The 12249-nt window shown below is 38.3% G+C and carries 11 protein-coding genes and 2 tRNA genes; 9 read left to right on the top strand and 4 right to left on the bottom strand.

Going from position 1 to position 12249, the window contains the following annotated elements; all coding sequences use genetic code 11:
- Nucleotides 1-124 precede the first annotated feature (124 nt).
- Together LQ201_RS03735 and LQ201_RS03730 are read left to right on the top strand one after the other, a co-directional pair.
- Nucleotides 125-197 (top strand) — tRNA-Phe (locus tag LQ201_RS03735).
- A 215-nt stretch (nucleotides 198-412) separates the two neighbouring features.
- Nucleotides 413-485: transfer RNA gene (locus LQ201_RS03730), tRNA-Phe, on the top strand.
- A 58-nt stretch (nucleotides 486-543) separates the two neighbouring features.
- On the opposite strand, the gene LQ201_RS03725 is transcribed toward LQ201_RS03730, so the two are convergent.
- Nucleotides 544-993 carry an SRPBCC domain-containing protein gene (locus LQ201_RS03725; RefSeq protein WP_230145405.1) on the bottom strand — a complete coding sequence of 150 codons (450 nt, stop codon included), beginning with the start codon at nucleotides 991-993 and terminating at the stop codon, nucleotides 544-546.
- Nucleotides 994-1318: 325 nt separating this feature from the next.
- Here LQ201_RS03725 and LQ201_RS03720 point away from each other — a divergent pair, with 325 nt between their 5' ends.
- Nucleotides 1319-2917 (top strand): S41 family peptidase, encoded by a 1599-nt coding sequence (locus LQ201_RS03720; protein ID WP_230145404.1) that lies wholly within the window; start codon nucleotides 1319-1321, stop codon nucleotides 2915-2917.
- A 69-nt stretch (nucleotides 2918-2986) separates the two neighbouring features.
- Here LQ201_RS03720 and LQ201_RS03715 read toward each other — a convergent pair whose 3' ends face one another.
- Nucleotides 2987-3589, bottom strand: coding sequence for a hypothetical protein (locus tag LQ201_RS03715; protein WP_230145403.1), 603 nt, complete (start codon nucleotides 3587-3589; stop codon nucleotides 2987-2989).
- A gap of 64 nt (nucleotides 3590-3653) precedes the next feature.
- The gene (locus LQ201_RS03710; protein ID WP_230145402.1) at nucleotides 3654-3938 is read right to left on the bottom strand and encodes a hypothetical protein; all 285 of its coding nucleotides are present in this window, start codon (nucleotides 3936-3938) and stop codon (nucleotides 3654-3656) included.
- 91 nt (nucleotides 3939-4029) lie between these two features.
- Here LQ201_RS03710 and LQ201_RS03705 point away from each other — a divergent pair, with 91 nt between their 5' ends.
- Entirely contained in the window at nucleotides 4030-4530 is a 501-nt protein-coding gene (locus LQ201_RS03705) for a GNAT family N-acetyltransferase (protein WP_230145401.1), read from the top strand.
- A gap of 92 nt (nucleotides 4531-4622) precedes the next feature.
- Here LQ201_RS03705 and LQ201_RS03700 read toward each other — a convergent pair whose 3' ends face one another.
- Nucleotides 4623-7037, bottom strand: coding sequence for an outer membrane beta-barrel family protein (locus tag LQ201_RS03700; RefSeq protein ID WP_230145400.1), 2415 nt, complete (start codon nucleotides 7035-7037; stop codon nucleotides 4623-4625).
- 207 nt (nucleotides 7038-7244) lie between these two features.
- Here LQ201_RS03700 and LQ201_RS03695 point away from each other — a divergent pair, with 207 nt between their 5' ends.
- The 5 genes from LQ201_RS03695 (at nucleotide 7245) to rhaT (ending at nucleotide 12223) form a co-directional block, all read left to right on the top strand.
- Nucleotides 7245-8252, top strand: coding sequence for a sensor histidine kinase (locus LQ201_RS03695; protein ID WP_230145399.1), 1008 nt, complete (start codon nucleotides 7245-7247; stop codon nucleotides 8250-8252).
- 77 nt (nucleotides 8253-8329) lie between these two features.
- Nucleotides 8330-9064 carry a LytTR family DNA-binding domain-containing protein gene (locus LQ201_RS03690; RefSeq protein ID WP_230145398.1) on the top strand — a complete coding sequence of 245 codons (735 nt, stop codon included), beginning with the start codon at nucleotides 8330-8332 and terminating at the stop codon, nucleotides 9062-9064.
- A 389-nt stretch (nucleotides 9065-9453) separates the two neighbouring features.
- On the top strand, nucleotides 9454-9921 hold the full coding sequence (locus tag LQ201_RS03685) for a nucleoside triphosphate pyrophosphohydrolase family protein (RefSeq protein WP_029277032.1): 468 nt from the start codon (nucleotides 9454-9456) through the stop codon (nucleotides 9919-9921).
- 18 nt (nucleotides 9922-9939) lie between these two features.
- The gene (locus LQ201_RS03680; protein ID WP_230145397.1) at nucleotides 9940-10797 is read left to right on the top strand and encodes an alpha/beta fold hydrolase; all 858 of its coding nucleotides are present in this window, start codon (nucleotides 9940-9942) and stop codon (nucleotides 10795-10797) included.
- Nucleotides 10798-11128: 331 nt separating this feature from the next.
- On the top strand, nucleotides 11129-12223 hold the full coding sequence (gene rhaT, locus LQ201_RS03675) for an L-rhamnose/proton symporter RhaT (RefSeq protein WP_131030897.1): 1095 nt from the start codon (nucleotides 11129-11131) through the stop codon (nucleotides 12221-12223).
- The last annotated feature ends 26 nt before the right edge of the window (nucleotides 12224-12249 follow it).

Here is a 12249-nt window from a genome sequence, read left to right as displayed (position 1 = left end):
GGATTAAGGTCTGTTTTAAGAATCGTTAAAAATTAATTAATTGATAATCAGCGCAGGAATGAAATAAACGAAAAAAAATTTTGCTTTTGAAAAAAGAACACTACATTTGCAATCCCAAACGGATGGTGCCATAGCTCAGTCGGTAGAGCAAAGGACTGAAAATCCTTGTGTCCCTGGTTCGAATCCAGGTGGCACCACTTCCAAAAGCCTTTCAGAAATGAGAGGCTTTTTTGGTTTTATGTCCTTTCAAAAAGGAATACCTAAGCCAAAATAAAAATATTTTTCCGCCCATCTTACTGCTTATCAAAAAGATGGCCTTAATAAGGTTACATTTGAAGAAAAAAAATGAATAAAATCTAAAATCCTTTTTTGGATTTGAAAAAAAGAATGCTACATTTGCAATCCCAAAGGGGGTGCCATAGCTCAGTCGGTAGAGCAAAGGACTGAAAATCCTTGTGTCCCTGGTTCGAATCCAGGTGGCACCACTTAAAAATAAAAGCCTTACAGAAATGTAAGGCTTTTTTGGTTTTTGAGTATGCTTATTCATGTCTCCACATGATATTCACTCCGTTTTTCAGCTATTTCTTTAACCTTATCCAGCGCTTTTGGCCAGGTTTTTTCGAAATAATCTTTCCATTCATTGCTAATGTTCATATCGATGAGCAATTCTGTCTTGCCATCTCTTTCGTTGAGGGTATAATTCTCGAGTGTCTCGCCCCAATCCCCGCTGAGATCTTCCTTGCCGTCTTTTATTTCGCCCAGGTGTTTGATAGACATGTACCGGTTAGGGATATTATCTTCAATCACAGCCACCATTCCATCTCCGTTATCACCCAGAAACAGGGCCTTGCTTCCTTTTTTCCAATCGGTTTCTACACGCGATCCTTCTGCAAAAACAGCTGTCCACTTGGGGTAGGTTTCTACGCCAAACAGCGCATCCCAAACTTTTTCTGCTGTGGCGTTAATTGTGGTTTTAAATTCGATCTTTTCCATGGTTCTTGGTTTTTAAATCAGATAATTTAGTATAACAAATTTGCGCAAGATTTGATTGACTTAAGCGGTGCAAAGGCGACAATTTATGGGGGCATAAGGACTACCAATGCGACGCCGGTTTAGTATATCTTGTTAAAATTTGCTAAATATCTCAGTGAAAAGTAATTTAATCGGTAGATTTACGTAATTCATTGATACATATGCACAGGAGCACAATATTTTGAATTAAATTTAGTTTGTTGGTTGACAAAAGTTTCTTCCCGAACAAATAACCTTTGCCCGGTACGTATATACGTTTATAAAAGATAATGTTACAATAATTTCCATGAGAAATAAGAGATTCCTTTACCTGATTGCACTAGCTTTTTTAAGCGTTGGGGCCATTACCGGCTGCAAAAAGAGCAGTCCTGCGCCTGATGAGCCAGTAACCCCGCCAGTTGTTACTACACCTACCGGAACGCGGGATGAATTGACTAAAGATTCTATCTTTTTATACGGTAAAGAACTTTATTATTGGAATACTTCGCTACCAACTTATGAAGTGTTTAATCCGCGTGGATTTAGTTCGAATGAAGCAGAGTTATATGCTATGACACAATATTCCTTAGATCCTGCAACAGGAAAGCCATACGAATATGTGAGTAATTCTGGCGAGCCCAAATATTCGTTTTTCGATTACACAGCAGCTACGACGGGTAAAACCGGGGCACTTAAAGCTGATGTAAATGGCTCGGCCAATGATTACGGTTTTTCTGTTCAATATAATAACACTACAGATTTAAGGGTAAAATATGTTTATCCCAACTCACCGGCAGCATTACAGGGTTTAACTCGTGGCTGTAGGATAACCAGTGTAAACGGAAGAACAGATCTGACCTATCCCGGTGCAATTAATTTTTTAAATAGTGCCATTTTTGGCACAAATGCAACGGTGACCCTGGCTTTCAATGATATTAGTGGCAACCAAAAAACAGCTGTTGTATCTAGCAGTTTATATACAGTTAATCCAATATTGTTTACCAATGTTTATACGGTTGGTACAAAAAAAGTTGGTTACATTGTATTTAATAGTTTTACCAATAATGCTTCTGCAGCCATAAATACGGTTTTTTCTAATTTTGCTACCCAGGGTGTAACTGAACTCGTGGTTGATTTACGCTATAACGGTGGTGGTTATGTTTCAACAGCTACCGAGATTATTAATTTAGTGGCACCAGCGGGAGAAACAGGCAATACGATGTTTACTTCTTATTACAATAACTATCTACAGTCGATCACATCAGCTCAGCGCAAAGCCTCTGTTTTGGCACACCAACCACTGTTAGATGATGACGGTAAATTACAAACCTTTACCACGGGTGTAAATGGAAAGTACGCTACTTATGCCGATTTAAATTATTCGCCTACAGCTGCCGATAATATAGAGAAATTTGCAAAATCAGGTAGTTTAACATTAAACAGGGTTTATTTTATCGTAACTGGATCAACAGCCTCGGCAAGTGAGTTAACCATTAACAGTTTAAAACCGGTAATGGATGTAAAACTGATTGGTAGAACAACTTATGGTAAGCCTGTAGGTTTCTTTCCGATCAGAATAGATAAGGTGGATATGTATATTCCAGAATTTGAAACCAAAAATAAACTTGGCGTCGGAGGCTATTATTCTGGCCTTACAGTTGATAAGGAATCAGCCGAAGATTTAACCAAAGCATGGGGTGATGAAACAGAGACTTTGTTGGCCTATGCATTGCTGTATGCTAAAAATGGTAATTTTGTAACTACAGCGGCAAAAACAGCTAGCTTAAGTACAACAACAACAGTAATGCCATCAAAACTATCGGTAGCGGAACTAAGAGCATTAGATGAAAAGTTAGATCCAAAAGGATTTAAGGGAATGGTTATGACGCCTGATAAGAAATTTTAATAAAAGCTTTTTAATAAAAAAGCCCGCTTAACCTATTTAGCTAAGCGGGCATTTTATTTGTGGTGGTATTTACAATAATATTTTACTGCTGATGTCTTTATTAATGGTAATGTAACCAGGATATTTAACAGGTGTATTGCCCAGCATAAAGGTTGGTTTTATTTTAATGGTTAATAAACCTAATTTTTCATCTTTTGAAGCTGATCCTTTCTGAGCAGCTTTGATAATATCGTTAAAGACATTGCCATTAGACACTAACCCATAAATGTTGCTTACCAGTTGTACCGGAACGGTAACTGTTTGCCCTTGCGCAATGCTCACATTTTGATTAACAATGCCTTCTGCCAAATCGGTGTTATTAACCAATATCTTATATTCGAACTGGTTTATGGCCGCTAAATTGCTTGATGGGTTGGTTATTTCTAAATTCAGATTGGCTTTTAAAGGAATGTCTTTTCTTAACAACCCCAATGCAACCCCAGGCAAACTGGTTAAGCTAAAACTTTGCTGGTCCATTAACTTTTTAACATCTGTACCTGCAATGGATACCTGTTGTACACCTGTAATTTTATAGGTGCAGTCTTCCAGGGCTTTTATCTGCTGTGCCTGCCTGTTTATTCCACAGCCAAAAATGCTTATGGTAAACAGGAAAAGCAATAGTTTTTCTTTCATGTTATTCATAACGCCAAAATACTAAAACTATTTCAGCTGCAATATGGGTTTAACCAAAATTAACTTAAGCGCTTGGCGTAACGGTTTCAATATCATCCCGTTTATCATCATTATCAGTTTTGTTTTCTTTAGCAGGTTTCTCTGTTGCGGCTGTTTCTTCCTTATGATCACCAGATTTTGCTTTTTCCTCATCCTTAACTTCTTCGGGCTTTTGTGCGGGCTCACCTGATTTATCCGTTTCTTTTTCTGTTGAAGGGATTACGGTTTCTATTTCGAGCTGTACATCATCTGTCGGTTTTGGGTGATCGTTGCCCTTTGCTGCTTCTTTTTTATTTTCTTCGTTTTCCATTGGTATAATCTGTTTAATACTTAATAAATCGAATTCGATTGCATTTTGTTTTGGTATTTTAATAAAGCATTTGGCCCATTTTTTAACTTTGTTGAAAAAAACACAGGATATGGCCATTACCATCAGAAAAATTACGGCACAAGATAATGCAGCTACTGCTTCAATGATCAGGACGATTTTAAGAGAATTTAAAATCGACAAGCCGGGCACGGTTTACACCGATCCTACAACCGATGAACTCTCTACAGTTTTCGAACACCCTCAATCGGCTTACTGGCTAGCCGAAGAGGATGGGGTTATTGTTGGCGGTTGTGGTATTTATCCAACCGAAGGTTTACCTGATGGCTGTGTTGAGCTGGTTAAATTGTACACCTCGGCATTTTCGCGAGGAAAAGGGATTGGCAAAATGCTTATGGAGAAAAGTATAGAATCGGCGCAGCACTTTGGTTATAATGAGATTTACCTGGAATCGTTTCCTGATCTTAAAAGGGCAATCCAGATGTACGAAAAGGCAGGATTTAAAAAACTCGCTGCTCCATTAGGTAATTCTGGCCATTTTGCCTGTAATGTTTGGATGCTACTGGTTTTATAACTTCGTTAATCGTTGAAACTGATTAATCGGTTAACTGTTGAAATTGAGAAATCCCCAGCTAACCGATTTAAATAATTTACCTTGATCAAGCCTTAATTTTTGCCGACTCTGTTTTCCTCATCGCTTGTTCCGGTTTGTCTGCTGCGGGCAGTTTTGATTTTCATGTTTCCGAATTTATAGGTAAAACTTAAGTTTATCCTACGGCTTTCCCATTCGTTCTGCCAATAGGTCTTAATATTATTGTACTCCAGATTGGCTCTGAACTTACTGGTATTGAAGATATCGTTTACTTTTAAGGCCAGTGTTGCATTTTTGTTCCAGAATGACTTTTTAGCGCCAACATTGAGCTGATAATTCCCTAAACTGCGGAATAAACCAGAAATAGAAGGAGAATCGTAATAACCATACAAGCTTAAGCTGTAGTTTTTAGGCAAAGTGATGGTGTTATCCGACATAACAGACCAGTTCCACGAGAAAGCATTATAGCCATTTCCCTGTACTGCCGATGTGGTACGGTTATAACCAACAGAAACTTCTGTACTGTTGTTCCACCATTTGGTTACATCAAAAGGACTTCCGGTAGCCATATAAAAATTTGTTGTACGGTTCAGGTTTTCTGGCCTGGAGATGCTTTCTTTTGTATTATTGTCCTGATAAATCACTTCCCACATCGCGCCATTACTTACCGAATAACTCAAGGTCAGTACCCTGAAATTTTTAATCGAGTAATTAAATTCAAAACTATTGGCGTAAGATGGCTGTAATAATGGGTTTCCCTGTATGGCAGTATAGGGATCGGTATAAAAGGTAAAGGGATTTAAACTGCTGTATGATGGCCTATTAATACTTTTGCGGTAGGCAGCCGTTACGAGGTTGTTCGAATCCAGTTTTAAGGAGATAAATAGCGTTGGAAAAAGTTTCCAATATTTCCTGTCAATCAGTGTATTGGTACCTGATGAACTGCCATTGCCCAAAGTCTGTTCTGCACGTAAACCTGCTTTGATCTGTAAGTTTTTGAAGCTCTGATCCAAAGAAAGATAACCTGCATTGATGTTTTCATTGTATAAAAAGGCGTTGGTTCGGCGCGGATCGTTAATCCAGCCAGCGGTTTTTAGCGAATCGAAACGTACATCGCTCTGCGATTTTACCCAGCTGCTTTTCCAGCCAGTTTCCATTTTTAATGTTTTTGAAAAATTTAAGCTATAATCGGCCTTAATGGAATAGATAGAAACATTGCCCATTCCTTTGTTTCGTAAATCGATCGGGTTGCCGATCAGCTGATCACTGGCATCGAGGTAATTATTGGTAAAGGTTTCGTTCTTGCTGTTGTCGTATTTAACATAATCGGCATCAAAACCCAGTTCACCACCCAATGTATCTGTTTTGAAACGGTAGTTTAAGTTAATTGCATGGTTTTTTTCGGTGTTACTTTGCGGATTAAACATCGATGTTCCGCCCATTTTTATACCCGCTGCATTATAATTTACCGAATTGCTGTTTACCTTGGTTTCTGCAGGTGAAGTAAAGCCTTTTACCATTAAGCCTAAAGTATGGTTATCGTTAATGAAATAATCGGCACCGGTAGAGTAATTTAGGCTGTTGGTTATTGGGTGCCAGAAATTAAGCTGGTTATATTGTTCGTCGCCAATGGCTCTGTTTAAAGTTAACCTGTTGTATGAGTTATAGTGTCCGGCGTTTAAGCGGACATAAGTGCTCACTTTACCGATATTGTAATTCAGGTTGGTGCCAGCATAAACTTTTCCATAACGGCCGTAACCACCGCCAAGATTCAGGTTCCCATTAAAGCCCTGCATTTTATTTCTTTTGAGTTTAATGTTGATGATCCCTGCTGTGCCAGCAGCATCGAAAGAGGATGGAGGGTTAGAAATCAGTTCGATTTTACTTAATACCGATCCGGGTAGCGATTTTAGGTAAGTGGTTAATTCCACGCCCGTCATATAGCTCATCTTACCATCGATCATCACGTTGATGCCTTTTTTACCTTTAAGCACAATGTTATCGTCCTTATCCAGTTTTACTCCCGGCGATCTGCTGATTACTTCCAGTGCATTATCGCCTGCGGTATTCATCTGTTCTACATTTACAATCACCCTGTCTGCTTTTTGATCAATTACAGGCATTTTCGATACGATGTTTACATCTTTCAGGTTTTGAGTGTGGTCTTCCAGCGTAATTGACGGAACTTTAACAGCCATATCTTTTACTTCAAATGGTACAGATTGGTTTTTACTGTAACCCATCATTAGGGCTTTAATAAAATACCTGCCAGATTTAACATTGCTGAATTCGTATAAACCTTGTTGGTTGGTGATTTGTAAGGCAACCGAAGCCGAATCGGGTAATTGGATTAATGCTACTGAAGTATAATCGAGTGCTTTATTGCTTTTGTCGGTAACGGTTCCCGATACCTTAATGTTTTGAGCAAAAGTGGTTTGGAGACTAAAAATAAGCAGCGCAAAAAGAGCAGATTTAAATAAGAGGTTCATATCGTGTTTGTTTTATATTGACGATTCAAAGATGAAGAGGTTGCATCAGCCTAAAAATTAAATAATCCCAACCCTTTAAAATATTATCCCAATGCTTTTTTTGGCAACAAAAGGTGTTGATCCTTGAAATGCACAGGTTGGGATAATTATGTACAGGTTTGGAATAAGAAAATAGGCAGTTAAAAAAGCTTTGCATAGTTTTAGGCCATGAAAACAATAAAAACCGTTTCTATTCATATTCTTTGCTGGATACTCGTATTAGGCTATTTTTATGGTGGTTATTTAATTGATGGCACAACTTTTAGCAAGGCCGCTTTGAATATCTCTATGAATTTTATACAAGTGATAGAGTTCTACATCTGTTACTTATGGGTATATCCAAGATTTTTGAAAAAGAATAAAGTACTTCAGTTAATTGGTGGTATTTTGTTTACCATAGGGGTATTTATTGCACTTAGGTATTTAATAGAAGAGGTGCTTTATTTAAAATGGCTTGGTTTTCATAACTATGATGATGGCACAACAGCCTGGGCCTACATTACAGATAATATTTATTGGAGCATTGGTTTTATTGTGACACCTGCTGCCGTTTATGGTATCGAACAGAGTTTTAAGTCGGAACAGGTTAACAGGAAACTTAAGGAAGAAGTGGTGAAGGCTGAACTTTCATTTTTGAAATCGCAGATCAATCCACACTTTCTGTACAATACCTTAAATTATGTTTATTCTTTGGCCATTCCTGTTTCCGATCAACTGGCCAATGCTATTTTGCGGTTATCAGATTTAATGCGCTATACTTTAAATGATAGTCCTGATGGAAAAGTAAGTTTAGATAAGGAAGTAGAATACCTGGAGAGTTATGTGGCGTTATTTAAGATGCGTTTTGAGCCCAAATTTTATGTCGACTTTACAACCGAGGGCATTGCGAATCAAAAAATAGCTTCGCTGATCCTGATTCCTTTTGTTGAAAATGCCCTTAAACACGGCGTGGTAAATGATGAAGCACAGCCTGTGCGCATTAAACTTAAGGTGCAGAACAAACGCTTAAGTTTCGAGGTAAGCAATAAGATCAGCCATGCACAGAAAGATCATTCAAGTGGTGTGGGCATGGTAAATATCCACCGCAGGTTGGATCTGATTTATCCTGAAAAACATGAATTGTTGATTTCGAACAATGGCAATACCTATAAAAGTACTTTGATCTTAAATCTGTAAAGGATAATTTGTATCATTGAAAACTATTCGATGTTAATTCACGCTAATCGCCAACCCCTAACCGCTAAACCTTAACCATGATCCGTTGCCTTGCCGTTGATGATGAATCTTACGCCTCAGATATTATTGCTGCCTTTATTAATAAAACCCCTTTTTTAGCATTGGTGGGGACAACTACAAATGCTTTTGAAGCACTTAACCTGGTTCAGGAAGGTAAAGTTGATCTTGTTTTTTTAGACATACAGATGCCAGAATTAACCGGGATCCAGTTTTTGAAAATCTGTGGAGGTAAATGCAAGGTAATTCTAACCACAGCCTATCCAGAATATGCTTTAGAAGGCTTTGATCTTGATGTGGTAGATTATTTGCTTAAACCGATCTCATACGAGCGTTTTTATAAAGCAGCTACTAAAGCGCAACAGATTTTAATGCCTGTGGCACCCGTTCAGCAAGAAATGGTTGTGCAGCAGGTAACGCAGGGGAACGATTTTATTTTCATTAAAGGTGATACCAAGAACAAGTTTATCAAGGTAAATTATGAAGATATCCTATACATTGAAGGATTGAAAAACTATGTTTCAGTTTATACCGCCACCCAAAGGATTGTGACCTACCAGGCACTGCGTGAGCTGGAAACTGAGCTGCCCCGACCGCCTTTTTACCGCATCCATAAATCGTACATTATCTCTATCGAAAAAATTAAGATAATAGATGGGAATACCGTTTATATTAGCGACCAAGCGATTCCCATCGGCGAAACCTATAAAGAAGAGTTTTTTAAAGTGGTTAGGGAAGGGAAGAAGAATGGGTAGTTTGGTTAATTGTATAAATCGGTTAACTGGTTAATTGTTGAAGGTTTAATTTCTAAATTGTTTACTTGTTGGGATTGATCTCCAGTTAACTTCTATCTTAATGTTCTTAATCCCTTAATGGTAAAAAGCTTTTGGGTTTTATTTTTCTTTGATCATTAAGAAGTTGAGGGCATTAAGGCGGGTTTGTTGAATGTTTGATTGTTAAATTGTTGGGATTCATCTTTGGTTAACCAATTAGCTAGTTTTAAGAATTCTGTAATAAAGAAATTAAACAATCAGTTAACCGATTAACCAGTTTCAACAATTAGTCAGCTGTGTTCATAAATTCTCCCCATTATTTCTTCTGATTTTTTTAAGTTTGCTGTATAAAGATTAAATCAAACATCACCATGCAAGAAACGAATTCGCTAAACCAGGTTGCAGAATTTCATACTACCTTTAAACATCCAATTTTAGAAAGTCCTGTTATTCCTTCAAAACAGAGAGCCAATCTGCGTATTTCGCTTTTAGCCGAAGAGTTGAAAGAACTGCAGGAAGCAGTAGAAAATGATGATCTGGTAGAAGTTGCTGATGCCCTTTGCGATCTGCAGTATGTTTTGGCAGGTGCGATCCATGAGTTTGGTTTGGGTGGAAAATTTAAGACTTTATTTGATGAAGTTCACCGCTCTAATATGAGCAAAGCCTGTAAAACCGTAGAAGAAGCAGAACAAACCATTCAGTTTTACTTAAATAAAGACCAGACCGAATCTTATTATAAAGAAATAGACGGACTGTTCTTGGTATTCAGGAAATCTGACGACAAGACTTTAAAATCGATCAACTACTCGCCAGCTGATTTAAAATCACATTTGGTTTAACCCATAAATAAGCTCGAATTGAAAAGGCTAAAACAAATTGTAAACGAGCTAAAATTAACACAGGCGGCGCCTGATGCAGCTTTAATGCGTGAGTTTATTTTCTACTCACCCAAAATGCCATTACGCCTGCATCAGGAACAGCTTATTGCTACCTCGAAACAGTTTAGCCTCAAGGTTTTTGATGCCTATTTTACCAATGCCGATATAAGCATTAACTGCTTTAGCTGGGGGAATGGAAAACGTAAAGTGTTACTTACGCATGGCTGGGCTTCGAAGGCTTTAGATTTTTATGAGCTGATTATTGAACTCCTGAAAATAGATGACCTGGAAATCATTGCTTTTGATGCACCTGGCAACGGAAGCTCAATCTCTGAATTTTCCAACCTGATGTTATATGCCGGTTCAGTAAAATCTATTGCCTTAAACTATGCACAACCAGATGTCCTCATTGGGCATTCGCTTGGCGGCATGGCTAATGTAATTGCTTTGCAAGAGCTGGGTGTTACGCCCGATCTGCTCATTAGCATCGCACCATTAATCAGGCTGAAAGAAAACTTCGAACAAAGTCTCGATTCGGCGAACATCGGCATCAAGGATCAGGATATCTTTTTCAGTAACTTTGCCAAAGAATTCCCCGTTCCTGTAAGCCACTTTAACCTGACCGAACTGTATCAACTAAGTCCGGATTTAAATCATTTTCTGGCATTCGATCCAGCCGATCATATTTCGCCATACCCATTCCTTAAAGAATTTCTGGATAAATATCCGGCGATAAGTTCAAAATCTTTTGAAGATGTAGGACACTATAAAATCCTCAAGTCGGTTGAGGTAATTGAAGATATTTTTCAGGGGATTTCTGCGCTTCCAGCGACATAAATCGTCATTGCGAGCTGAAGCGTAGGGATATTGGGAAAGGGTGAAGCAATCTTTCCAAACGAAAAGAAATACCAATAAAGAATTAAATAGTTATCCGATCTGATGGCGGGGAGAATCTGCGATCATTTCTTCAATCTGCGAGAAAACTATAACATCATTATTGCCCGCAGATTTCGCTGATCAGCGCAGAACTATATCCTTGCCCCAACTTCCCCACCCCGTCTTCTGTCTTCCGACTAAATAATCCCATATTATCCCTATCCATAACAGTGCATAACAGTTAAAATTACTGTATATTCTATTTTAGAGCAACCAAATATATTAATAGAGCATGCAAGCAATTTTAGGTGTAATTTTTCATTTCTTCGGTGGTTTCGCCTCCGGAAGTTTTTATATTCCGTACAAAAAAGTTAAAGGCTGGGCCTGGGAAAGTTACTGGATCGTTGGAGGAATCTTCTCTTGGTTAATCGTTCCGCCACTTGCTGCTTTTTTAACCATCCCGAATTTTACGGCAATTATAACCAGTACCAACGGTAGCATTTTATGGTTAACCTATTTTTTTGGTGTGCTTTGGGGTATTGGAGGTTTAACCTATGGCTTAGGCGTTCGTTATCTGGGCGTATCGTTAGGGAGTAGTATCATTTTAGGACTTTGTATGGTTTTGGGTTCAATCCTGCCATCCATTTACTTCGATTTTTTCCCACAGGCAGGTAAAGATACTTTTACCATGTTTTTACACACTGATTGGGGGCGTATGGTATTGCTGGGGCTTTTAGTCTGTGTTATTGGTATTGTAATCTGCGGTAAAGCAGGTATGATGAAAGAAAAGGAAATGAAATCTGGTATTACCGATCCGCATGGGATGGAGGTAAAAACAGAATATAAATTCGGACTTGGCTTGTTTGTGGGGATTGTTTCTGGTGTTTTAAGTGCCTGTTTCAATTTTGGTATTGAAGCCGGAAAGCCAATGGCTGATGCAGCGAATGCCATCTGGAAAGCGGCAAATCCTGCTGAAACAGGTAATTTCTTATTCCAGAACAACGTTACTTATGTAATTGTGCTTTGGGGAGGCCTAACCACTAATTTTATCTGGTGTATGGTATTAAATGCAAGGAATAAAACATTTGGCGATTATACTAATGCAAAAACGCCACTGTTAAAAAACTATATTTTTTCTGCCCTGGCAGGTACTACATGGTTCTTACAATTCTTTTTCTACGGAATGGGCGAAAGCAAAATGGGCAACGGCGCCAGTTCGTGGATTCTGCACATGGCCTTTATCATTCTCATCGCCAACGTATGGGGGCTGGTATTAAAAGAGTGGAAAGGTGTGTCGAGAAAAACGTTGATTACTGTTTTGGCGGGTATTTTAACCATCATCATTTCGGTACTCATTGTTGGTTATGGTAATTCAATAAAAGGTTAATAAATAAAAATTTAAATAGAATATAA

Origin of the sequence: Pedobacter sp. Bi126 (assembly GCF_918698245.1) — a bacterium.
Classification (GTDB): Bacteria; Bacteroidota; Bacteroidia; order Sphingobacteriales; family Sphingobacteriaceae; genus Pedobacter.
The sequence above is the reverse complement of the archived record's forward strand: the minus strand, read 5'-3'. Positions and strand labels throughout refer to the sequence as shown.

Bases quoted from the DNA above. Each gene is read 5' to 3' on its own strand.
- LQ201_RS03725 (WP_230145405.1), bottom strand. From the start codon at position 993: ATGGAAAAGATCGAATTTAAAACCACAATTAACGCCACAGCAGAAAAA.
- LQ201_RS03720 (WP_230145404.1), top strand. From the start codon at position 1,319: ATGAGAAATAAGAGATTCCTTTACCTGATTGCACTAGCTTTTTTAAGC.
- LQ201_RS03715 (WP_230145403.1), bottom strand. From the start codon at position 3,589: ATGAAAGAAAAACTATTGCTTTTCCTGTTTACCATAAGCATTTTTGGC.
- LQ201_RS03710 (WP_230145402.1), bottom strand. From the start codon at position 3,938: ATGGAAAACGAAGAAAATAAAAAAGAAGCAGCAAAGGGCAACGATCAC.
- LQ201_RS03700 (WP_230145400.1), bottom strand. From the start codon at position 7,037: ATGAACCTCTTATTTAAATCTGCTCTTTTTGCGCTGCTTATTTTTAGT.
- LQ201_RS03695 (WP_230145399.1), top strand. From the start codon at position 7,245: ATGAAAACAATAAAAACCGTTTCTATTCATATTCTTTGCTGGATACTC.
- LQ201_RS03690 (WP_230145398.1), top strand. From the start codon at position 8,330: ATGATCCGTTGCCTTGCCGTTGATGATGAATCTTACGCCTCAGATATT.
- LQ201_RS03685 (WP_029277032.1), top strand. From the start codon at position 9,454: ATGCAAGAAACGAATTCGCTAAACCAGGTTGCAGAATTTCATACTACC.
- rhaT (WP_131030897.1), top strand. From the start codon at position 11,129: ATGCAAGCAATTTTAGGTGTAATTTTTCATTTCTTCGGTGGTTTCGCC.